Raw genomic sequence first — 23,324 nt, 5'->3', positions numbered from 1 at the left:
CACTGACCTATCAGTGCCACACCTACCCCATGGTAGTTAACAATAATTTTGCGGGCGTCCGATAGCCTTAGACGTCTGCCAGAAGCGCTTTGGCGGCGGCGCGGGCTTCTGGTGTGATCTTGTCACCAGAGACCATGCGCGCGATCTCGTCGACGCGCTCGCCCTCATTCAGTGGCACCACCTGCGACAGCGTCACGCCCTCGGTCACGGATTTCTGGACCCGCCAATGGTGGGCTCCTTGCGCAGCAACCTGAGGAGAGTGTGTGACGACCAGTACCTGACTGCCATCGGCAAGCGCCTTCAGTCTGCGCCCGACCGCATCGGCGGTTGCGCCCCCAACACCACGGTCGATTTCGTCAAAGATCAGCGTCTTTGCGGCATCCTCGCCCCGCAAACAGACCTTGAGCGCCAAGAGAAACCGGCTCAACTCACCACCCGAAGCGATCTTGTTGAGCGGACCCGCGGGCGCGCCTGGATTGGTGGCAACAGTGAACGCGACCGCATCCACGCCATCCGGGCCGGGCTCGGCCTCTGTGATCTTGGTTTCAAACACTGCGCGCTCCATCTTGAGCGGCGCCAGTTCTGCCATCACGGCTGCGTCAAGCGTTGCGGCACCGTCCCGCCGTTTGGCCGATAGGCGTTCGGCAGCCGCCGTATACGCCGCCTCTGCTGCGCGAAGGGCATCTTCCTGGTCCGCGAGGTTCTGATCCCCGGCATCCAGCGCCTGCAGTTTCTCGCGCAGGACATCCGCGTGATCGGCCAGATCGTCCGGCTGCACATCATGTTTGCGCGCCAATGCGCGAATGGCAAAGAGGCGCTCCTCGCAGTCTTCCAAATCGCCGGGATTGAAATCCAATCCTTCCAGAAAGCGCTCGACGCCATCCTGCGCTTCGCCAAGTTCGATCATCGCGCGGCTCAGTGCGGCCAGCGGGGCATCAAGCGCCTCGCCTGCGTCTCCGGAAACCGCCTCAAGCCAGCGCTGTGCCTCGCCCATCGCGCCTTCGGCGCCTTCCGATAGCAGCCCGTGCGCGCGGGCAATATCGCCGCGGATGCGCGAGGCGGCCTGCATCTGGCGCCGTCGGATGTCGAGGCTTTCGTCTTCGCCGGGTTCGGGGCTGAGTTTGTCGAGCTCCGACACTGAATGGCGCAGGAACTCTTCTTCTGCACGCACGCTCTCCAGAGCGGCGCGGGTCTCTTCCACTTGCTTGCGGGCGCGGGCCGCGGCCCCCCAGGCAGCGCGCACCTCGTCAAGCTGCGCCTGAACATTGGCAAAGTCATCCAGCATCGCCCGGTGGCCACGCGGGTTCAGCAGACCCCGATCGTCATGCTGACCATGCAGCTCCAGCAATGTATCCGAGAGCGCCCGCAGAACTTCGCCAGAGCAGCGTCGATCATTCACCCAGGCGGTCTTACGCCCATCTGACGTGTTCACGCGTCGCAGCAGCAATGTGTCAGAGACCGGCAGCCCTGCTTCCTCGAGCACCGCACGCGCCGCGTGCCCTTCCGGCAGATCGAACTCGGCCACGACCTCGCCCTGATCCGCCCCTTGCCGCACCAGCGCGGCCCGCCCGCGCCAGCCCAGCACAAAGCCCAGGGAGTCAAGAAGGATGGATTTACCGGCGCCGGTTTCCCCGGTCAGCACGTTCAGACCCGGCTGGAACGACAGCTCCAGATGGTCGATGATCAGAAGGTCGCGAATATCAAGCGCGCGCAGCATCTAGATGCCCCGTGTTGAGCGCCATCCGCGCGGCGCAGTCCGCCGCCCGGAGTCAAATGCGCTGTCCTGTTGTGCGTCAGAGCCATTGGCCCTTGATCGACTGACGATAGATCTTGGCAAGCCAGTTGTTGCCGCGATCCTTGAGCTTCAACCCCTGAGCGGTCAGCAACCGATAGCCATCCTCGTACCAATCAGTCGACTGGAAGTTATGACCGAGGATCGCGCCAGCAGACTGCGCCTCATCCGTGAGACCAAGCGACAGATACGCCTCGATCAGGCGATAGAGCGCCTCTGCCGTGTGGGACGTTGTCTGGAAATCTTCCACCACCACACGGAAGCGGTTGATCGCGGCCGAATAGTGCTGGCGTTTCAGATAATAGCGACCGATTTCCATTTCTTTGCCCGCAAGGTGGTCAAAGGCGAGATCAAACTTGAGGATGGCAGAGCTGGCATATTCGCTCTCGGGATAGACCTCGATTACGGTCCGCAGCGCTTGCAGAGCCTGGAAGGTCAGCCCCTGATCACGCCCGACTTCGTCAATCTGGTCATAGTAGCTCAGGGCGAGAAGATACTGCGCATAGGCGGCATCAGCATCTGTCGGATAAAAGTCAATATAGCGCTGCGCGGCGGAACGGCTGTTCTCGTAGTCTTCGGCCTGATGGTAGGTGAAGGCCTGCATGATCAGGGACTGCTTGGCCCATTCGGAATAGGGATAGAGCCGCTCGACCTCGGAAAAGAAATAGGCCGCATCTTTTTCACGACTGCGGGCCAGTTCGAATTCGCCGCGCTCGTAAATCTGGGCGGGCGAGAACCCTTCAAGATCCAAAGACGACCGCTGCGCATCCCCATCCGCGCCGCCGCATGCGGCAAGTGTCGCCATCAGCGCGACCACTCCGATCCCTTTGGCTGCTGCCCTGATGCCGATCATTCCTGCCTCACTTCACCGTCTCGTTTACAGCCTTGCGACCGCGTCCTTTCGCCTGCGTCTTGGCGCGGGCGAGGCCGTTCGACCCCTCGTGTGGGCGACGGCGTCGCCACGGTCTAGCACATTCATATGATGTGCAAAACGCCTTTCGCACCGTTGATGTTCAATTGGCAGAGAAAGCGGCCGAGGGTCAAGTCTGCATACTTGTTCAGGTGCCCCAAACTTCTGGTAGCTGCCCTGCAACGGGACGGCTCAGGATGCAGCGGAAATGCAAAAAACGGCCGATGTCATCGACCGTTTCCAAGAGCACTCGACCGTTTCGCGGCGCGCTAAATGAGGCCCGCGCGGATCAGGCGACGCGGCGCACCTGCGCGGGGATTTCGGACCAGACGAGCCCCTGACCAGGCAGGCGCGCGGTCATGATCGGGTCGCAGGTGACTTCGCGCACTGCGCCAGGGGTGTCAAAAAGCGCACGAAGAAGCGTATTGGTGAGCGAGTGCCCTGCCCGTTCACCAACATAGTGACCAAAGATCGGCGCGCCCGCCAATGCAAGATCACCAAGCGCATCCAGCATCTTGTGACGCACAGGCTCATCAGGATGGCGAAGGCCGGACCCTGCATGCACGGTGGGGCCATCAAACACGACCGCGTTTTCGCCCGGCACACCACCAAGCGCAAGGCCGTTGGCCTGCATCATCTCGACATCTGCGCGGCGGCAGAAGGTGCGGCTGTCACAAAGTTCGCGCGCGAAGGTACCGTTGCGCAGATCCAGCTCACGGCTCTGATGGCCAATACCTTCTTCCGCAAAGTCGATATCAAAGGAGATCTTCAGGCGATCGCAGGGCAGCAGAGTCGCGCGCGCATCCTCGGTTTCCACCATCACCGGCTTCAGCACTTTCCAGGCGCGCACGGGGACGCCAAGTCGCTGAATACCCGTGGCCATGATCTCACGCACAAACTCTGCCGAGGAGCCGTCCATGATCGGAACTTCGGGCCCGTCGATCTCCACGCGTGCATTGTGAACGCCACAGCCTGCAAGCGCGGCCATGATGTGCTCGACCGTCGACACGGATACCCCGGCCCCGTTTACAAGGCGGGTGCAGAGAGCGGTGCGCTCCACCATATCCCAGCGTGCCGGAATGAGGGTATTGCCCAGAGCAATGTCCACACGCACGAAGGTGATGCCGTGACCAGCCGGAGCCGGATGCACAACCATCTTGGCCGGTTTGCCAGAATGCAGGCCGGTGCCTTCAAAGGTGACTGCTGCTTTGAGCGTATTCTGCACAATGTGCCTCATGGATAGCTTCGGCCCTGAGGGACCGTCTCGCCGGTACACCTAAGCGCTCCTGCCGTGAGCCTCAATTCAATCTTTGTAACCGAATGAAACATGAATATTACAACTTGGCAAAACCCCGCCGAAGCCACTCTACTCATTTGAAACAAAACAAAAAAAGACCGCCTCTCGGCGGTCTCTTTGGGTGTGATTTATGACCGATCAGTTGGCTTGACGACGCAGGAATGCCGGGATTTCGATGCGCTCTTGATCCTCGTCATGGGGCTGTTCAGCCTGCTGCGGCTGTGCGCTCTGCATGCTGGGCTGGACCCGCTGCGCCGCTTGAGGACGGTTTTGCGACGTCTCTTGCGGGTGGCCAGTCATCCGGTTGATCAGCGAGTTCAGGCCGAAACGGCGCTGCTCCTGCGCTTCTGCGCTGCGACGCTCTTGCTGCGGTGCCGCTGCGGCGGGTTGCTGTGCCGGGCGCTGCGGTTGCTGCGAGGCCTGGTGGCGCTGTGCCGCCTCACGCAGGCGCACGATGGCATCCTGCGACGGGGTGCCCGGAGCCGGGGCGCGCGGTGCCACAAAGACTTCGGCCTGGGTCACAGCCGGTTGTGCAGGCTGCGGTTGCGGCTGAGGTGCGGGCTGCTGTGCCTGCGGCTGGTACGCCGGGGGCGGCAGGCCGTCATTGGCATCTGCAGCTCCGTTGGTGTCCTCGATCACATCGTCGCTTGCAGCGCCTTCATCAGCATCAAACTCGGAAAACAACGAAGGCTCCTGGCCTGCACCGGCTTGCGCGGCGACGGGCGCCGGAGCGTCTACCTGATCAGTGAGTTCAAGCGGCGCCTGACGGTTTTCCTCGACGCTGACGGTTTTGGTCAGCGGTGCAGACATCGGGCGACGCGGCACCGGAACCTCATTGGCATCCTCAGAAGCATCAATCCCGGTTGCAACAACAGAAACGCGCATCTTGCCTTCCATCTCGGTGTCGAGCGTGGAACCCACGATGATGTTGGCGTTGGGATCAACCTCTTCGCGAATGCGGTTGGCCGCTTCGTCCAGTTCAAACAGGGTCAGATCATGCGCACCGGTGATGTTGATGAGCACGCCCTTGGCGCCCTTGAGACTGATTTCGTCCAGCAGCGGGTTGGCGATGGCTTTCTCGGCGGCCTGGATGGCGCGATCTTCACCCTCGGCCTCGCCGGTGCCCATCATCGCTTTGCCCATCTCGTCCATCACGGCACGTACATCTGCAAAGTCGAGGTTGATGAGGCCCGGACGCACCATCAGGTCGGTCACGCCTTTGACACCCTGATAAAGCACATCGTCCGCCATAGAAAAGGCTTCGGTGAAGGTAGTCTTCTCATTGGCCAGACGGAACAGGTTCTGGTTCGGAATGATGATAAGCGTATCAACAACCTTCTGAAGGCTCTCGACGCCCTCTTCGGCCTGGCGCATCCGCTTGGCGCCTTCGAACTGGAACGGCTTGGTGACAACCCCGACGGTCAGCACACCGAGCTCACGCGCGGCCTGCGCGATGATCGGAGCGGCGCCGGTTCCGGTGCCCCCGCCCATGCCCGCGGTGATAAAGCACATGTGCGCGCCCGCGAGATGGTCAACGATCTGCTCAATGCTTTCCTCAGCGGCAGCAGAGCCGACCGAGGGGCGTGCACCTGCGCCAAGGCCTTCGGTTACCTTGACGCCGAGCTGCACACGGTTTTTGGCTGCGTTTTGCTGCAACGCCTGTGCGTCGGTGTTGGCAACAACAAAATCCACACCCTCGAGCTGCTTGGCGATCATGTTGTTGACGGCATTCCCGCCCGCACCACCAACCCCAAAGACAGTGATCTTGGGGCTCAGCTCTTCTTGTCCGGGCATCGAAAGGTTCAGGGTCATGCTTTTTCCGCCTGTGTTTTTAGCCCTCCCGCAAGGGCGTCGATTGTCACTCTTCTGCCTTAATCCTACCGCGACGCGTGAGTCTCGTCATCCCCAAAAGCGCATTCGCCCACAAAATATGGGTCAAAAGGCGTGGGAACTTGCCGAATATCGCCCTTCTGGCGAGATGTGGTGTAACGCGGCAACCTGAAACACAACAGGACATCACCCCGCGCGCGGCATGCGGGCGGTTCGGAGTCTTGAATTCAGATTGCGGAGATCCTCTGCTCGGCCTCGCGCGTCGCTGATTTTCAGCGTGTTTCTGGTAGATATAACTGATCCTCGGAGGCCTGTCACGGCCAATGTGGAGAAGCTGTGGGAAACCTGTGCATAACTTTGTGGAGGCCCGCGGCAATCGGCAAAGGTTTGCCGAGCGCCGCGTAGATCACCAGTTGTCCTTAAACCAACGCACGACGCGGCGCATCGAGCCGCCAGCCATCCGGTCCACCGGCGCGTCGAAATCCCACCACTCGTCCTGCGGATGCGCTGCAAACAGACACATGCCGACGGCAGAGGCAAAGCCCGGCCCGGTCACAGCCTGCGGCAGACCATGCACACGCATCGGTCGCCCAAGGCGCACTTGCTGGCCGAGTATGCGGCTTGCAAGACCATCAAGCCCGAGGATCTGGCTGGAGCCGCCGGTCAGCACGATTTGCTGGCTCGGCAGATGGTCGAATCCGGCGGCATCGAGACGGACGCGCACTTCTTCCAGGATTTCCTCAACGCGGGGGCGCATGATCCCAATGAGCTCCGCCCGGCTAACGGTGCGGCGATCCCGCTCCCAATCGCCTGTCTCGCCGCCGATGTCGATCATGTCGCGATCATCCGCACCAGTCGCATGTACGCCGCCAGACATGGTCTTGATCCGCTCGGCAGTGGCTGTGGGCACGCCGAGCCCCATGGAAATATCACTGGTAACGTGATCCCCCCCCATGCGCACCGCATCGGCATAGATCATGTGTTTCTTCATGAAGATCGACACCGAAGTGGTGCCGCCCCCCATGTCGATGCAGGCCGCGCCGAGTTCTTGCTCATCTTCCACAAGGGCTGAGATCCCCGAGACATAGGCCGAAGAGGCAATCCCCGCCAGTTCCAGATCGCAGCGCTGCACACAGCGCACCAGGTTCTGGATGGCGGCAGCTTCGACCGTGAGCATATGCATATCAACAGAGAGCGCCTGCCCCATCTGGCCGCGCGGGTCTTCAAGACCAGATCGATTGTCGAGTGCGAAATTCACCGGCTGCGCGTGCAATACCTCGCGCCCGGCGCCGTATTCCGGCACTTCGCAGGCCGCCAGCACACGTGCGATCTCATTCTCGGTGACTTCCTGCCCTTCGAGCTCCACCGTGGCATCAAGCCCATACGACCGGGGCAGTGCACCGGCGAAACAAGCGATCACATGGTCAACCCGGACTTCAGCCATCTTTTGCGCCGCCTGCACGGCGGTGCGAATGGCGCGCTCAGTTTCCTGCATGGCGCAGACTTCGCCAAACTGCACCCCGCGCGAACGGGTCGTCGCCGCGCCAATCACGCGAAAACCCGACTGCCCTGCAAGAGACCCGATCGAATTGTCTTCGCTCAGGCGCGTGACGCCATCAAACCTCAGTACCAGGCAGGATATCTTGGAACTGCCCACATCCAGAATGGCCACCACACCGCGTTGCATCGCCTGGCGGCGCATTTGCCGCATCGCACGTTGGGATTGATACAGGTCTGTCATATCAATAGGAGCTCTCATTCAATTGACGGATGCGCCACCAGTCCTCTACGGCTGGCGCGTTCATTCTAACGGTTAGACGCGTGGGCAGGCGCAGATCCACGACTGCGACATCCCGTTCCAACAGATCTTTGACTTCGCTGACCGCGATTACCCGCTCAAGCGCCGCGACGGGGCGCTTTACAGGCAGCTGAATACGCTGGCCACGGTCCAGAACCACGTCCCAGCGGCGCTCGCCGATACGCACGATGCCGCGCAAACGACTGCCTAGCGGGCGCGCGGCCGCAAAAAGGCGCAGTGCCTCGGGAGCGCGTTCGTCCGCCCCCCGTCCAGCGATCAGCGGCAGATCCGGATGCAGGCTGCGCTGGCCAAGCTCAGCCACAAATGCACCGGTCTCATCCAGCAGCGCCAGCCCATCGCGGCTGCGCCAGACGATTGCTGGTTCGCGCTCTTCCACATCAACCTGCAGGATCCCTCCGGGCCGTATCCGCACCGATGCGGTTTTTACAGGATCAAGCCCCACGATCAGATCGCGAATGGCCGCGAGATCGAGATCAAAGGAACTGACCGGAAGATCCAGCGAGGTCACCTCGCGAATATCGGTCGCCACACTCTCGCCCGCGCCGTCGATCGCCATGACGTTAACCATGAATTCCGGACGGGTCTCAAAGGAGGCCCGGGCCTCATTATAAAGAGCCATCAGATGATCGCGGCGGGTCTCGCTGGCCAGATAACTCCCGGCAGCGATAAAAAGAACCCCGAGCGGAAGCCCCACCCGCAAGCCCGTTCGAATGCCCGGCGTCAACATCCAGCGCTGGATCCGGTATTTCAATCGTGAAGGCGCTGGGTCAGCCTTGCTTTCACCTGCGCGGCTGCGGGACAAACGAGAGGTCAGCGCTCGCATGACGCGTCCTCCACCAACCAGGCGCAAAGTTGCCCGAATGTGAGACCAACATGCTCGGCCTGTTCAGGCGATAACGAGGTCGGCGTCATCCCCGGTTGCGTGTTGGTTTCAAGCAGCACCAGCCCATCAGCGCCGCGCGCCTCGTCCCAGCGAAAATCCGTACGCGAAATCCCGCGACACCCAAGCACCTGATGGGCACGCAGGGCGTAATCATGGCAGAGATCGGCGATTTCGTCCGGGATCTCGGCAGGCAATACATGGCGCGAGCCACCCGTGGCATATTTGGCCTCATAGTCGTACCAGCCATCGGTGAGGATGTCGGTCACACAGAGCGCGCGATCCCCCATCACGGTCACTGTCATCTCGCGACCAGGCGCATAGGCCTCGACCATCACCTGTGCAGGCATCTCTTCAGAGAGCTGCGGCGGGCTGTTGGTGGCCTCGTGAACGATGTAAATGCCAACCGACGAACCCTCATTATTGGGCTTCACCACATAGGGCGGCGCGATCACATGGCGGGCCATCACGTCTGCTTTGGCGGCGATCACACTGTCGACCACCGGCAGGCCTGCGGTACGATAGGCCGCCTTGGAGCGCTCCTTGTCCATCGCCAGTGCAGAGGCCAGCACGCCGGAATGGGTGTAGGGGATGCGCAGCCACTCAAGAAGCCCCTGCACACACCCGTCTTCTCCCCAACGCCCATGCAGAGCGTTGAAAGCCACATCCGGTTTGATGTCATTGAGTTGCGCTACAAGGTCGGGGCCTGCATCGACCTCGACCACCTCGTAGCCCTGTCCTCTGAGTGCGCGGGCGCATTCGCGCCCCGTCGACAAAGACACCTCGCGCTCGGCCGAGGGGCCACCCATCAACATCGCAACCTTCGGGAGTGTTCCGCTCGCTCCACCCACGATCACTGCCTCAATTGTACCCGGGCATTTTCGCCCATTTTATCATTATAACGGGGTCGGTTTTCCGGCTCCCGCACAGCAATTTGTCTGTCTTCGCATCGGGGGCCTGCTCCCCTTTGCAGTAGTGTCCTGTCTGCGCGCACCGAGATGCTGGCGTTGACGTGGTCCAAGTTATGACAAAAGCGTTACCGCTTCATTAACCAAAGTGACCTGCCAGTTAAGCAGCCAGACGACCATGACCCTGCTCAGATCGCTCCACCGAGCCGGATCAGACATTCCGCTGATCGGCCCAAATTCATGAATTGACTTGAGTTTTCGAGGGTCACGACCGCTTAGGATCGCCCACACGCATGATTTCCCATTCTAGCCAAATGCCTGAGTCCGCGTAAACCTTTTTTCGCACATTTTCGCCCAATCCTTCCAGATCGGCGGCGGTTGCGCCGCCGGCGTTAATCATGAAGTTGGAATGTTTTTCACTCATCTGCGCCCCTCCAAGGGTGGCGCCGCGCAAGCCCGCGTTGTCAATCACCTTCCAGGCCTTGAGATCCATGACATCATCCGCCTTGCCAGTGGACGAGAACCCCGCCGGGTTGCGGAAGGTGGACCCCGCAGAGCGTTCCTTTGTCGGTTGTGTCTCGTCGCGTTTGCGCAGCTGCTCCTCCATGCGCGCCGCCAGGGCATCTGGGTCCCCCTTGGGGCCTCGCAGGGTTGCGGACACGAGAACTGCGCCGGGCGCCAGCTCGGTCTGGCGGTACTTGAACTGCAGATCCTCTGCCGAAAGCGTCGCAAGGCTGCCATCCCGCAGCACCGCCTGCGCGGACACAAAGACATCCGCCAGATACGAACCATAGCACCCCGCGTTCATCCGCACGGCGCCGCCAATACTGCCGGGAATCGTGCGCAGAAACGTCAGGTCCACTCCTGCCTCGGCGGATTTTCGTGCCACATGTGCATCAAGCGCCGCCGCGCCAGCAGTCACCGTGTCGCCGTCAACCGCGATCCCGTTGAAGCCGCGCCCAAGACGGATCACCACCGAACGCAATCCGCCATCACGCACAATCAGATTGGAGCCAACGCCCATGGGAAAGACGTCCATATCTGCCGGTAGGTTCCGCAGGAATTCTTGCAGATCCTCCAAATCGGCTGGCTGGAACAGGTAATCCGCTGGACCTCCGACACGCAGCCACGTCAGATCGGAAAGGTCTCGGTTCGGCGTCAGGCGCCCGCGCACAGCAGGAAGGTCGGTCATGATGGCTCGCTTGTGGTTTCCCCGAGGGTTTAGGCCATGCCCATTGCGAGGAAAACCCCTCTGTCCGATCTCTGCAGCCTTCTGAACGACATTCCCGAGCAGGCCCGCGCAGCAAGCGCGCTGACATCGAGCATCACTCGCCTAGCCGCGCCGCATCCAGCGCAACAGGTAAATCACAGGCCAACGCAGGATCGACATACCTGCCACCAGCATCGCCAGCCCCCACCAGGGGCCGTTTTCATATGTCACATAGCCCAGCAGCGGTATGCCGATCGCGATCAGTACATAAGCGCGTGTCCAGTGATTGTCGCGCGAGGGTATGAGCGCCAGCACATTGGCGACCAAGATCCAAATGCACGCAAGGATCAGGGAGATATTCATCAAATGGCCCTCCACCCGTTGCCACCGCCGCAATTCCAGCAATGGGCGCCGCAGCGCGGCGCTTCGCTTACCGTCTGGTCGGCGCAAAACCGGACCATACGGCACGGGCGCGGACCGCAGACAGCCTCGCCACCCTGTGCCTTCTGGGGCAGGAAGGCGCCCGGGTTCACCCCCGGAGCCTCTCGGGCAATCCGTTTGCCCATGCCGAAATCGTCCCTGCACCAAGGCACACCACCATGTCACCGGGGCGCGTCTGTTCACGCACGAGGCGCAGCAGGTCATCTTCGTTGAGGATCGCGCGGGCATGGCGATGACCATGCCGGATCAACCCTGCCACCAGATCGTCGCGGCTTGCACCTTCGATGGGATCTTCGCCGGCGGCAAACACCTCGGCTATGGCCACAACATCGGCGTCATTGAAGCAGGCGCAGAAATCGTCGAAGAGGTTGGAGAGCCTCGAATAGCGGTGCGGCTGGTGGACGGCGATCACGCGCCCCTCGCCCTCGGTGCCGATGGCTTGTCGCGCAGCTTTGAGGACGGCGGCAATTTCCACCGGGTGATGGCCGTAATCATCAATGATGGTGACACCATCCACTTCGCCCACTTTGGTAAAGCGACGATTGACCCCACCAAAGGCGGCAAGGGCTGTGCGGATCTCTTCGCGCTTCATGCCGAGGTGACGACAGACGGCCACCGCAGAGAGCGCGTTGGAGACATTGTGATCCCCAGGCATCGGCAGCGTACAGCCTTCGATTTTTTGACCCTCAGCCTGCAGCAGGATGTCGAAATGCGCCACGCCTCCTTTGTAGGTGAGGTTCACCGCGCGCACGTCAGCCTGCGCGTTGAACCCGTAGGTGACAACGCGGCGATCGGTGATCCGGCCAACAAGCGCCTGTACTTCGGCGTGGTCGGTACAGCATACCGCGAGACCATAGAAAGGAAGGTTGGAGACAAATTCATAAAATCCGTCGCGCAGGCGATCAAAGTCGCCCCAATGCTCCATGTGCTCGGGGTCGATATTGGTCACAACCGCGATCGTGGCAGGCAGACGATTGAAGGTGCCGTCACTCTCGTCGGCCTCCACCACCATCCATTCGCCCTGCCCCATCCGCGCGTTCGACCCATAGGCATGAATGATGCCCCCGTTCACAACGGTCGGATCAAAGCCACCCGCCACCATCAGCTCTGCCATCATGGTGGTGGTGGTGGTTTTGCCGTGGGTGCCGCCAATGGCAATGTTGGACTTGAGCCGCATGAGCTCGGCCAGCATTTCAGCGCGGCGCACCACCGGCAGTCCACGCAAGCGGGCTTCGTCGAGTTCGGCGTTGCCGGGTTTGATCGCGGACGAGATCACCACGACCTCGGCATCTTCGAGGTTCTCGGCGCGCTGGCCTTCAAAAATCGTTGCGCCAAGGCGTTCGAGCCGCTGGGTGATCCTGGAGGACTTGAGATCCGAGCCCTGCACCACATAGCCAAGGTTCAAAAGCACCTCGGCGATGCCAGACATCCCGATGCCGCCAATACCGACAAAATGGATCGGGCCGACGTCGCCGGGCAGTTTGGTGGCAGGGGTCATGGGGCAGCTTCCTCGGACAAATGTTCAACACGCGCCACAAGACGTTCCGTGGCATCTGGAATGCCTGTGCTCAACGCGGCATGGGCCATCTGCGTGGCCCCTTCGGCATTGGTCAGGACTGCGGCGATTTGCTCTGCAAGCGAGGTGGTGTCAAGGGCGCTCTCGGGAATACGGATCGCGCCTCCGGCCTCAACCAGCCCTCGGGTATTCGCGGTTTGATGGTCGCCTGCGGCCGTGGCCAGCGGGATCAGGATCGACGGACGGCCGATCACCGAAATATCCGCAATCGAGGACGCCCCGGAGCGCGAGATCACCAGCTGCGCCTCGGAGATCCGCGACGGCACATCGGCAAAGAAGGTCTGGACCTCGGCATCAATTCCTGCGTCGGCATAAAACTGCGCAACCCGTGCCATATCCTCTTCGCGGGCCTGATGGCTGACGCGCAGATGGCGGCGCAAGGCCTCGGGCAGCGCCGCGATGGCTCCGGGAACCACATCCGACAGGATACGCGCGCCCTGGCTGCCGCCCATCACCAGAAGCGACATCGGATAATCGCCGGGCGGGATATAGGGCGCGCCCTGGCGCTCCAGAACAGCGACCCGCACCGGATTGCCGACATGAATACCTTCGGCACCTGCGGGTAGATCCGTGGGCCAGACGCCGCAGGCCACTTCGGCCACGCGGGTTGCAAATTTCTGGTTCACTTTGCCAAGCACGCCGTTTTGCTCGTGGATCATGCGCGGCAGTCCCAGAAGCGTCGCTGCCCCCAGTGCCGGAATGGACGGATAGCCGCCAAAGCCGATCACCACATCGGGCCGGTCGCGGCGCATCTGCATCGCCATAGACGCAACGCCGGCGGCGATCCGCGGCGCGACCATGGCCTTTGCAAGCAGCCCACCGCGCGCAAATGTCGCCGAGGAGACCTCCGTGATCTCGGTCATATGAGGAAAGCCGCCCGTGTAGCGCGCACCGCGCGGGTCCGTCGAGAGCTTCACCCGCCAGCCCTTACGCAGCATCGCCTCGGCCAAGGCCTGCGCGGGGAACATATGCCCCCCGGTGCCGCCTGCCGCCATCAGGAGCAGTTTCTGTGTCATCTCGTGCCTGCCTTCGTCTTCTTGTCCGTTGACCGAACCACCATGCTCAGCCACGCCCGCGCCCGCGCAATGCGTCCGCGATTTCGCCCTGAGGTCGGGTCCGTGTGAAGGCCAGGAGCATACCCATCGCGATGCCGCCTGCAATGAGGGAGGAGCCACCGTAGCTCACGAACGGCAAAGTCATGCCTTTCGCAGGCAGCAGGCGCACCGCCACACCCATGTTGATCATCGCCTGAACCCCAAAAGTGCAGGCAAGCCCCGCACCGGCAAGGCGGATAAACGTATCGCGTTCACGCATCAGGCGAAACAGGGAGCGCACGACGATCATGGCGTAGAGGAAGATAATGATGGAGACGAGCACCAGCCCGTATTCCTCGGCAGCTACAGCAATGATGAAATCGGTATGCGCATCCGGCAGCGACCATTTCACCTGCCCCTCGCCGACGCCGACACCAAACAATCCGCCCTCGCGGATCGCATTGGTCGCATAGCCAAGCTGCGTGGTGGGGTCGAGATCAGGGCTCAGGAAGCCATCGATGCGGCGGGCGAAGTGCTCTGAGTTGGAATAGGCGATGACGCCGCCGATAATGACAACCCCGGCCATCCCCACAAGCAACAGCATTGGCGCGCCCGCGACAAAATACATGACCCCCCAACCAAAGAGAATGAGGCAGGCCTGACCAAAGTCGGGCTGCATCACCAAAAGCATCACCACCGCCATGCAGAGACCAAAGGACAACAGCGTGCCCGGCGGCCCATAGATCTGCTGGCTGGCGGCAATCATCCATGCGGCCAGGACCACGAAACCGGGCTTCAGGAATTCCGACGGCTGTACCGAGGCAAAGCCCAGACTGTACCAGCGCACTGCGCCTTTGCCGAAGTCCGTGCCAAAGATCGGCAGGAAGGCAAGCGCCACAAAGGCAAAGATAAACCCGATGACCGCCAACCTGCGCACCAAGGTGGGTGACATCATAGACGTGAGCACCATCGCCACCAGCGCCGTGCTCCCAAAGAAGGCCTGTCGCTGCACATAGTGGAAGTTGTCAAACCCGTTGCGCGCCGCCAGCGGGACCGAAGCCGCAAGCCCCAAAAGCAAGCCGATCACAAACAGGGTAACGATGAAAGTCATCGTCCACTTGTCCAGTGTCCGCCACCATTTCGGGAGGATCGGCTCCCCCTCTTGCGCGGGAAGCGCGCCATAGACCATCTCAGTCATGGGTTCACTGCCTTTGTTGGACCCCAAAATGAGGGGCCTGTTTTGCCTCAATGTGTCCCGGTTTTGGAACTTATTAGGCAAAGTGTACCGTGATTGACACGATCAGGCCAGCATCTTCCGGCCTTGCTGGGCGGGAAAATGCCCCAATTGCGAGGCGCATCGGTCCGAATGGCATCTGTTGCTGCGCCTTGCGCGGTGCGCGCTTTCGTGGTCGATGCGCCCCATGCGGATAAAAACCTTGATTCTCGGCGCCGGCGCGGCTGGTATGATGTGTGCAGCCCATGCAGGGGGCGATTGCCTCGTGGTGGACCACGCCAAGTCCCCCGGAGAGAAGATCCGCATCTCCGGCGGCGGGCGCTGCAATTTTACCAATATGTATGCCGCACCCGAGAATTACATCTCGCAGAACCCGCATTTCTGCAAATCTGCGCTGGCCCGCTACACGCAATGGGATTTCATTGACCTCGTGGGCCGTCATGGCATCGCGTGGCATGAAAAAACGCTTGGCCAGCTCTTTTGCGATGACTCCGCACGCCAGATCGTCGCGATGCTGGTCAAAGAATTGCGCGACGCCGGGGCTGACCTGTGGTTGCAGACCTCGGTCGTGGATGTGGTGCATGGCCGTGACGGATACACCGTCCGCCTTGAGCGCGAGGGCAAGCCCGTGACCATCACGGCTCAGAACCTCGTGCTGGCAACCGGTGGCAAATCGATCCCCAAGATGGGCGCGACGGGTCTTGCCTATGATATCGCGGGGCAGTTTGGGCTGCCCGTCCTTGAGACCCGCCCCGGGCTTGTTCCCTTCACCTTTGGCGAGGGGCGTTTCAAACCTTTGGCAGGGGTCTCGGTGCCCGCACGGCTCTCCAATACTGCGGCCAGTTTTGACGAAGCGCTGCTCTTCACCCATCGGGGCCTCTCTGGACCGGCGGTTCTGCAGATCTCGAGCTATTGGCGCGAAGGAGAGGACATCTTGGTCCACCTGCTGCCGGAACTGGATCTTTTTTCGGCCCTGCGCGCGCAACGTCAGGCAAGCGGGCGCAAGGATCTGACAACCGAACTAACGCGTCACCTGCCCGCACGGTTGGTGGAGGAGCTGGCGCAGGACGGCAGCCTCAAGGGGCGTTTGGCCGATCAGTCCGACGCAGCGCTCGAAGCCCTCTGCGTGCGGCTACACAGTTGGCGACTGAAGCCCACCGGCACCGAGGGCTATCGCACCGCCGAAGTGACGCTGGGCGGGATCGACACCGATGCACTGTCGTCGCGCACGATGGAGGCCAAGACGCAGCCCGGCCTCTATGTAATCGGCGAAGCGGTGGATGTGACCGGCTGGCTCGGCGGCTATAACTTCCAGTGGGCCTGGGCGTCGGGCCACGCCGCAGGCACCGCCATTCGGGGCTGAGGCGTCTAGCCGTTCAGGCGCGCCGTGACCTCAGCGATAAAATCCTCGCCGCGTTTTTCAAAACTGTCGTATTGATCAAAGCTCGCCGCCGCAGGGGCCAGAAGCACTGTCTCCCCCGGGCCCGCCTCGGCCATGGCACGCGCGACGGCTTGCGCCATGGTGGTGCAGACCTCGGCCTCCACATCGAGCTGCATGGCAAATTGCGCCGCCTCGCGGCCGATCACATAGGCTTTGAGCACATCATCCGTGGCACCTTTCAGCGCCTCAAGCCCGCCTTCCTTTTCCAAGCCGCCGCAGATCCAGCGGATATTTTTGAACGCGCTCAGCGCCTTGGCGGCGCTGTCGACGTTGGTGGCCTTGCTGTCATTGACATAAGATACCCCATCCGCCTCCGCGATGCGCTGGCTGCGGTGCGGCAGCCCCGGATAGGTCCGCATCGCCGCCTCGATCACCCGCGGCGCCAGCCCAAGCGTACGGGCTGCAGCGTAGGCCGCGCAGGCGTTCTGATGGTTATGCGCTCCGGGCAGACCGGGAATGTCGCGCAGATCAATCGAGCCGGCCTGCCGCCCCTTGCGATACTCCGACAAGAACCCCTTGCGGGCAAAGACGGTCCACCCTGCCCCGCCCGAGAGTTTCTGGCGCGCTGAGATGCGGATCACGCGATCATCGCTCTCGCCTTCGCTCAGTTGCCCTGCAAGGAAAAGCCCCTCGTCCTCATCAACTCCGATGACCGCGCGATCCGGGCCACCCTCTGAAAAAAGGCGCCGCTTGGCCGCAAAATAGCCCCCCATTCCAGCGTGACGGTCCAGATGATCCGGCGTCAGATTGGTGAAGACCGCGACATCCGGTGTGAGCGCGCGCGCCAGATCGGTTTGATAGGAGGAGAGCTCCAGCACCACGACACCACCGTCCACGGGTGGGTCGATGTCCAGCACCCCGCGCCCGATATTGCCCGCCATCTGACTGTTGCGCCCGACATGTTCAAGAATGTGGTGCAGCAAGGCAACCGTCGTCGATTTGCCGTTTGAGCCCGTTACGGCAATCACCTTCGGCGCGGTGTCAAACTCGTCCCACTCCGAGGTCGCAACAGAGCGGAAGAACAGGCCAATATCATTGTCCACCGGCACGCCCGCCATCAGGGCAGCCCGGATAACCGGATTGGGCTTCGGGTAAAGATGCGCAATCCCAGGCGACACGATGAGGGCCGAGATGCCATCGAATGCGCCCTGCTTGGTCAATTCACGACAGGTGAAGCCCTCTGCCTCGGCAGTGGCGCGTGCAGCGGGGTTATCGTCCCAACAGATCGCCTCTGCCCCGCCTTCGCGCAAGGCCCGCGCCGCAGAGAGCCCCGAGCGCCCAAGCCCCAGCACAGCCACGTTTTGCCCTGCGACACCTTTGACCGGGATCATGCTTCACCTCGTTCTGGAAATTTAAGTCGGCGCGACATTGCACCTGCGTCGGACGGAAATGCAAGCAGGGCTGGAGCGATGGCCGCTGTTTCCAGCCCCCTCTCTAAATCAAAAAGACCTCCCGCGAGGGGAGGCCTTTTGTTCAGTCGTCCATCTTGAGCGCGGAGATAAACGCCTCTTGCGGGATTTCAACCCGGCCGAACTGGCGCATCTTCTTCTTACCGGCTTTTTGCTTTTCAAGGAGCTTGCGTTTCCGGGTGGCGTCGCCGCCGTAACATTTTGCGGTCACATCCTTGCGCAGGGCCGAGAGCGTCTCGCGCGCGATCACCTTGCCACCAATCGCGGCCTGGATCGGAATCTTGAACATGTGGCGCGGGATCAGGTCCTTGAGCTTTTCGCACATGGCGCGGCCCCGCTGCTCGGCACGGTCGCGGTGAACCATGGTCGAGAGCGCATCCACAGGTTCGTCATTCACCAGCACCGACATCTTTACGAGATTGTCCGCGCGATAGCCGATCATCTGGTAATCAAAGGACGCATAGCCTTTCGTGACCGATTTCAGACGATCATAGAAGTCAAACACCACCTCGTTGAGCGGCAGGTCGTAGACCACCATGGCCCGCGAGCCCGCATAGGACAGGTCCTGCTGAATGCCGCGGCGGTCCTGACACAGCTTGAGCACGTCACCGAGATACTCATCCGGCACCAGGATGGTCGCCTTGATGCGCGGCTCTTCGAGATGATCCACCTTGGACAAGTCGGGCATGTCAGCGGGGTTATGCAGTTCAAGCATCTCCCCGTCTTTCATGAAGATATGATAGACAACCGACGGCGCCGTGGTGATCAGCTCGATATTATACTCTCGCTCGATCCGGTCCCGGATTACCTCAAGGTGCAAGAGCCCAAGGAAGCCGCAACGGAAACCAAACCCAAGCGCGGCGGAGGTTTCCATCTCGTAGGAGAAGGACGCATCATTGAGCGCCAGCTTTTCAATCGCGTCGCGCAGGTCCTCGAATTCCGAGCTGTCCACCGGGAACAGGCCACAGAACACCACGGGCACAGAGGGCTTAAAGCCCGGCAATGCGGTCTCTGCGCCTTTCTTGTCGTGGGTGATGGTATCGCCCACCTTGGTATCACGCACCTGCTTGATCGAAGCCGTGATAAAGCCGATCTCGCCCGGCCCAAGCTCGTCCACCACCTGCATCGCGGGACGGAACACACCGATCCGGTCCACACCGTACCGCGCGTTGGTCTGCATCATCTTGATCTGGTCGCCCTTCTTCAGGACCCCGTCCATGATGCGCACCAGAACGATCACGCCCAGATAAGCGTCGTACCAGCTGTCCACCAGCATCGCCTTCAGAGGCGCGTCACGCTCTCCTGTCGGGGCGGGCAGACGTTTCACGATGGCCTCAAGCGTGTCCTTGATGCCGATGCCGGTTTTGGCCGAGACTCGGATCGCATCGGTTGCATCGATGCCGATCACGTCCTCGATCTGCTCTGCCACACGGTCACAATCGGCCGCCGGCAAGTCGATCTTGTTCAGAACCGGAACGATCTCGTGGTCCGCATCAATCGCCTGGTAGACATTCGCCAAGGTCTGCGCCTCGACCCCTTGGGTGGAGTCGACAACGAGCAAAGAGCCCTCAACCGCGCGCATGGACCGCGACACCTCATAGGCAAAATCGACGTGGCCGGGGGTGTCAATCAGGTTCAGCACATAGCGTTCCCCGTCATCGGCTTCGTAGTCGATGCGGACGGTGTTCGCCTTGATGGTGATGCCCCGTTCACGCTCGATGTCCATGGCGTCGAGCAACTGCTCTTTCATGTCACGATCCTGCACCGTCCCCGTCGACTGGATGAGGCGGTCTGCAAGCGTGGACTTACCATGGTCGATATGGGCGACGATGGAAAAATTGCGGATTTTCGAGAGCTCTGTCATGCATGCGCATATGATTGGGATTTCGCCTTTGGTCAAGGTGGATCATGCGCAACTGCCCACCGGATTGGCGCGAAGATGCGACCGGTCGCCGCGCTGGCGCATTCCAGAGACCAAAGGCCGCTGCAAGCCCATTGAAACGCCCTGTTCAGATGTGGAATAGTTGGTCAAATTTTTAGAGAGTTTCACCGTGCCAACCGGAGAAAGATCATCGTGTACCGCCTGACCCTCGCCGCCTGCCTCTGCCTGTCCACAACGCTTGTTTTTGCGCCCTCGGCGCAGGCCGGCACGATCGAACGCGCCTGTCGCAACTCCGACCGTCAGGCCGCAGAGCCCACGATCTGCCGTTGCATCCAGAAAGTCGCAGAACGTCGGCTCACCAAATCCGAGCAGCGCACCGTCGCCAAGTGGTTTGCAGAACCCCACCGCGCACAAGAAGTGCGCCAATCCGACCGGCGCAGCGATGCCCGTCTGTGGGAACGTTACAAACTCTTTGGTACGGACGCCGAACGCATCTGCGGATAAACGCGCCGACCCCACCTCAGAAACTCTGTTAAAAAATGGTTAATCCGCGCTGTAATTAACCATTTTTTCTTTCAAAAAGGCAAAACTCACCGCCTCGGATACAATTTGAGAACTTTTCTCTTTTCAAACTAATAAAATAAAAATAGAAACATTGCAGATCGTTTCATACGCAGGGAAATCCTGTGCTGTTCAGTGTTCAGACGCTCCCCCGGCAGAAGCATCGCGTGACGGAGTTTGAAATTAATAGGACTTTTGGGAGCTAATCTATGCTTATGAAAGGCGTCACGCTCAGAGGGCTTGAAGTTTTTGAAGCTTTGGCCAAATCGGGTTCTGTCGCGCAGGCTGCAGATATTACCGGACTCAGCCAGCCCGCCGTGAGTCAGCAACTTCGAAATCTCGAAAAGGCGCTTGGATCGGATCTGGTCGATCATGGACGGCGCCCAATGGTGCTGACCTCTGCCGGACGCAGCTTTCTGTCGCGCACCCAAGCGATCCTGAGCGAGCTGCGCCTCGCCCAAAGCGAACTCACCGTGATGGATCTGTCACATTTGCCGGCGCTGTCGATTGGGTTGATTGACGATTTTGACAATGACCTGACACCGCGCCTTGCGACCATTCTGGCGGACAGTCTCACGCAGTGCCGTTTCAAGATGGTCACAGCCTCCAGCCATGACATCCATAAAGCCATGGCTGAAAAGGATCTGCACATCGGCGTTGCGGCATCAACCGGCGAACTTCGCACAGGTGTGACCGAATATCCGCTGGTGGAAGAGCCCTTTATCCTGGTGGCCCCGCGGGGCTGCATCACCGACCCCGACGACGTCGGGAACCAGCTCAATCACCTGCCGCTGCTGCGCTACGCGCGGGATCAGCTGATCTCGCAGCAGATCGAGTCGCATCTCAGCCGCAACAAGATGGAATTTGACGACCGTTTCGAGATCGGCTCACATCTTGCGCTGATGGCCATGGTGGCGCGCCGGATTGGTTGGGCCATTACGACCCCGCTGGGCTACATGCGGGCCGTGCGCTTCCATGAGGACATCGACGCATACGCGCTGCCATTTGCCGGGTTCTCGCGTCGCATTTCACTCTTTGCACAGTCCGATTGGCCGGACACTGTCCCGCTTGAGGTGGCAGGCACGGTGCGTCGACTGACCCAGAGCCAGATGATCACCCCAGCCATCAACCGCCTGCCTTGGCTTGCCGGACAACTGCGCGTCATCGAAGAGTGATCCTCGCGCCTGGGCGCGTCACCCGCGCCCAGACTGCGATTTTCCCGCATACGACATGGCGCCCGGTTTGGCTTTTATGCCGTCAATACCCGTGCCCGGGATCCCCGTTCACACCCCGGCCTGAGTGACATAGCGCTTCAATCCTTGTGCTGCGCTCTCCAACAGATCAAGGCATCCATCAAAGTCCCGCGTGTAATAGGGATCCGGTACCGCCTCGACATCAAAGCCCGCCGCCATCGGTGCAAATAAAACTACCGGTGTCCGGTCTCCCGCGGGGCGCAGGGACTCGACGTTTTCCTGATTGTCCTGATCCATTACCACGATCAAATCAAAGTTCCGGAAATCCTCCGCGCAGAATTGCCGTGCCCGCAAGTCGCTCATGTCAATTCCTCGCGCGCGGGCGGCCTTTGGCATCTCTGGATAGGGAGGACTGCCGACATGGTAGCCAGCTGTCCCCGCGCTATCGCATTGGATATTGGGACAGCTTTCACGAAATATCGCCTCCGCGGCAGGAGATCGACAAATATTCCCAAGACAAACAAACAATACGCTTTCCACGAAGCCCCCTTTTGTTTTTGGCACTTCAAAATAATATATATAATTTTGATAGGCACCAGAGCGCAGGTCATCAATGCTGGAACCAATTTGAAACCAGAGGGCAAAGATACTGAGATGAAAAAAATCGTGATCCTCACCGGCGCAGGAATTTCAGCAGAAAGCGGGCTTGGCACGTTTCGCGATAAAGGAGGCCTGTGGTCGCAGCATCGGATCGAGGATGTTGCAACGCCCGAAGGATTTGCTCGCGATCCGGAACTTGTGCACAGGTTTTATTCCGCACGGCGCCAGCATGCGGCAGAAGCCCTCCCCAACGCGGCCCATGACGCGCTGGCACGTCTGGAAGAACGGTGGACTGGCGACGTCATCATCATAACGCAGAACGTCGATGGCCTTCATGAGAAAGCAGGCTCTCGCGGTGTGCTGCACGTGCATGGCGCGCTCTCAGGCGCGCTCTGTGCCGCCTGTGCGCACCGTTGGCCTGCCCCGCTCCAGATGACGCCCGAGACCCGGTGTCCTGCCTGTGACGCAAACACGGCTCGGCCGGATGTGGTCTGGTTTGGCGAGGTTCCCTATCATATGGAGCAAATCGCAAGCCATCTCGAAGAAGCCGATCTCTTTGTTGCCATTGGCACCTCGGGTCAGGTCTATCCGGCAGCGGCATTTGTCCAAGAGGCGGCCACATACGGCGCGCAGACGCTCGAACTCAACCTCGAACCCTCGGAAGTGAGTGCAGATTTTGCACAGCATCGCTTTGGCAAGGCCTCCGACATTTTTCCGATCTGGGTAGAGGACCTCATGCGGGACGCTGCGTAAAAAAGGCTCCGGTCATAACCGGAGCCTTGTCTGACATCTCGGGTGTCTCTGCCAAGATCAGTTCGAGTGATCACCGTGCCCGCTGTGATTTCCGTGGCCGCCCTTGGGTGCGCGATCCATGTCGACAGGGATCTGCACCGACACTTCTCCTGCGTTTTCAAACACAAGGATCACATCGACAGTCTCGCCATCCTTGAGTTCCCGTGTGAGCCCCATAAACATGACGTGATCGCCACCACGCCGCAGCAGATGAGTCTCTCCGGCGGGAATCGCAAACCCTTCTTCGACATGCATCATCTTCATCACGCCATTGGGGTCTTCCTGGTGTGTGTGCAGTTGCACACGCTTGGCCACATCAGAGCGAGCGTCGATCAGGCGATCCTCTGATGCGCCTTGGTTGGTGATTTCCATAAAGGCCGCGCCCGCCATTTTGTTGGAGGATCGCGCATAGGCATCCTGCACAAGCATCTGTGCCGAAGCCGAAGTGGCGAATGCAACGCTTGCGAAAACACCAAAGGCCGCAGACCGGCCGAGGGATTTATAGGACATGAGTT

20 protein-coding genes are annotated in these 23,324 nt (G+C 60.7%); 4 read left to right on the top strand and 16 right to left on the bottom strand.

The features are described 5' to 3' along the window. Nucleotides 1-67: 67 nt before the first annotated feature. The 12 genes from recN to ftsW all read right to left on the bottom strand — a co-directional run bounded on the left by recN (nt 68) and on the right by ftsW (nt 14,895). Nucleotides 68-1,717 carry a DNA repair protein RecN gene (gene recN / locus ACZ1HH_RS03610; RefSeq protein ID WP_487320383.1) on the bottom strand — a complete coding sequence of 550 codons (1,650 nt, stop codon included), beginning with the start codon at nt 1,715-1,717 and terminating at the stop codon, nt 68-70. Nucleotides 1,718-1,793: 76 nt separating this feature from the next. Next, nucleotides 1,794-2,645 (bottom strand): outer membrane protein assembly factor BamD, encoded by an 852-nt coding sequence (locus ACZ1HH_RS03605; protein WP_011538036.1) that lies wholly within the window; start codon nt 2,643-2,645, stop codon nt 1,794-1,796. Between the two features lie 346 nt (nt 2,646-2,991). Then, nucleotides 2,992-3,939, bottom strand: coding sequence for a UDP-3-O-acyl-N-acetylglucosamine deacetylase (gene lpxC, locus ACZ1HH_RS03600; protein WP_472635889.1), 948 nt, complete (start codon nt 3,937-3,939; stop codon nt 2,992-2,994). A 198-nt stretch (nt 3,940-4,137) separates the two neighbouring features. After that, on the bottom strand, nt 4,138-5,811 hold the full coding sequence (gene ftsZ, locus ACZ1HH_RS03595) for a cell division protein FtsZ (RefSeq protein ID WP_472635888.1): 1,674 nt from the start codon (nt 5,809-5,811) through the stop codon (nt 4,138-4,140). Nucleotides 5,812-6,235: 424 nt separating this feature from the next. Next, nucleotides 6,236-7,570: a cell division protein FtsA gene (gene ftsA / locus ACZ1HH_RS03590; RefSeq protein WP_044026679.1), complete on the bottom strand. Its 1,335-nt coding sequence runs from the start codon at nt 7,568-7,570 to the stop codon at nt 6,236-6,238. Nucleotide 7,571: 1 nt separating this feature from the next. Further along, nucleotides 7,572-8,471: a cell division protein FtsQ/DivIB gene (locus ACZ1HH_RS03585; RefSeq protein ID WP_011538032.1), complete on the bottom strand. Its 900-nt coding sequence runs from the start codon at nt 8,469-8,471 to the stop codon at nt 7,572-7,574. Continuing rightward, nucleotides 8,459-9,343: a D-alanine--D-alanine ligase gene (locus tag ACZ1HH_RS03580; protein WP_049763232.1), complete on the bottom strand. Its 885-nt coding sequence runs from the start codon at nt 9,341-9,343 to the stop codon at nt 8,459-8,461. The genes ACZ1HH_RS03585 and ACZ1HH_RS03580 overlap by 13 nt, the downstream gene beginning before the upstream one ends. Nucleotides 9,344-9,701: 358 nt before the next feature. Continuing rightward, entirely contained in the window at nt 9,702-10,628 is a 927-nt protein-coding gene (gene murB / locus ACZ1HH_RS03575; RefSeq protein ID WP_472635887.1) for a UDP-N-acetylmuramate dehydrogenase, read from the bottom strand. Between the two features lie 141 nt (nt 10,629-10,769). After that, a complete protein-coding gene (locus ACZ1HH_RS03570) occupies nt 10,770-11,009 on the bottom strand; it encodes a DUF2484 family protein (RefSeq protein WP_044026678.1) in 240 nt (79 codons plus the stop codon). Between the two features lie 166 nt (nt 11,010-11,175). Then, nucleotides 11,176-12,585, bottom strand: a complete 1,410-nt coding sequence (murC, locus tag ACZ1HH_RS03565; protein WP_011538028.1) for a UDP-N-acetylmuramate--L-alanine ligase — start codon at nt 12,583-12,585, stop codon at nt 11,176-11,178. Further along, nucleotides 12,582-13,679, bottom strand: coding sequence for a UDP-N-acetylglucosamine--N-acetylmuramyl-(pentapeptide) pyrophosphoryl-undecaprenol N-acetylglucosamine transferase (locus ACZ1HH_RS03560; RefSeq protein ID WP_472635886.1), 1,098 nt, complete (start codon nt 13,677-13,679; stop codon nt 12,582-12,584). Before ACZ1HH_RS03560 ends, murC begins: the two co-directional genes overlap by 4 nt. Before the next feature lie 46 nt (nt 13,680-13,725). After that, nucleotides 13,726-14,895 (bottom strand): putative lipid II flippase FtsW, encoded by a 1,170-nt coding sequence (gene ftsW, locus ACZ1HH_RS03555; protein ID WP_011538026.1) that lies wholly within the window; start codon nt 14,893-14,895, stop codon nt 13,726-13,728. A gap of 223 nt (nt 14,896-15,118) precedes the next feature. Between ftsW and ACZ1HH_RS03550 the strand changes: the two genes are divergently transcribed. After that, nucleotides 15,119-16,294 carry a BaiN/RdsA family NAD(P)/FAD-dependent oxidoreductase gene (locus ACZ1HH_RS03550; protein WP_472635885.1) on the top strand — a complete coding sequence of 392 codons (1,176 nt, stop codon included), beginning with the start codon at nt 15,119-15,121 and terminating at the stop codon, nt 16,292-16,294. 5 nt (nt 16,295-16,299) lie between these two features. Here ACZ1HH_RS03550 and murD read toward each other — a convergent pair whose 3' ends face one another. Together murD and lepA are read right to left on the bottom strand one after the other, a co-directional pair. Next, nucleotides 16,300-17,703 (bottom strand): UDP-N-acetylmuramoyl-L-alanine--D-glutamate ligase, encoded by a 1,404-nt coding sequence (murD, locus tag ACZ1HH_RS03545; protein WP_472635884.1) that lies wholly within the window; start codon nt 17,701-17,703, stop codon nt 16,300-16,302. Nucleotides 17,704-17,845: 142 nt separating this feature from the next. Beyond that, on the bottom strand, nt 17,846-19,645 hold the full coding sequence (lepA, locus tag ACZ1HH_RS03540; protein ID WP_472635883.1) for a translation elongation factor 4: 1,800 nt from the start codon (nt 19,643-19,645) through the stop codon (nt 17,846-17,848). 210 nt (nt 19,646-19,855) lie between these two features. Here lepA and ACZ1HH_RS03535 point away from each other — a divergent pair, with 210 nt between their 5' ends. Continuing rightward, the gene (locus tag ACZ1HH_RS03535) at nt 19,856-20,167 is read left to right on the top strand and encodes a hypothetical protein (protein ID WP_472635882.1); all 312 of its coding nucleotides are present in this window, start codon (nt 19,856-19,858) and stop codon (nt 20,165-20,167) included. Nucleotides 20,168-20,433: 266 nt separating this feature from the next. Next, nucleotides 20,434-21,399 carry a LysR family transcriptional regulator gene (locus tag ACZ1HH_RS03530; RefSeq protein WP_472635881.1) on the top strand — a complete coding sequence of 322 codons (966 nt, stop codon included), beginning with the start codon at nt 20,434-20,436 and terminating at the stop codon, nt 21,397-21,399. Between the two features lie 108 nt (nt 21,400-21,507). Here the strand turns inward: ACZ1HH_RS03530 and ACZ1HH_RS03525 are convergent, their stop codons facing one another. Then, complete coding sequence (locus ACZ1HH_RS03525; protein ID WP_472635880.1) at nt 21,508-21,957, bottom strand: low molecular weight protein-tyrosine-phosphatase; 450 nt, start codon at nt 21,955-21,957, stop codon at nt 21,508-21,510. A 114-nt stretch (nt 21,958-22,071) separates the two neighbouring features. Here ACZ1HH_RS03525 and ACZ1HH_RS03520 point away from each other — a divergent pair, with 114 nt between their 5' ends. Continuing rightward, nucleotides 22,072-22,770, top strand: coding sequence for an NAD-dependent deacylase (locus ACZ1HH_RS03520; protein ID WP_472635879.1), 699 nt, complete (start codon nt 22,072-22,074; stop codon nt 22,768-22,770). A gap of 57 nt (nt 22,771-22,827) precedes the next feature. On the opposite strand, the gene ACZ1HH_RS03515 is transcribed toward ACZ1HH_RS03520, so the two are convergent. Then, entirely contained in the window at nt 22,828-23,319 is a 492-nt protein-coding gene (locus ACZ1HH_RS03515; RefSeq protein WP_472635878.1) for a copper chaperone PCu(A)C, read from the bottom strand. Nucleotides 23,320-23,324 lie beyond the last annotated feature (5 nt).

It is taken from the genome of Epibacterium sp. HA2-3, assembly GCF_055693725.2.
This window is presented reverse-complemented; position numbering and strand designations above follow the sequence as displayed.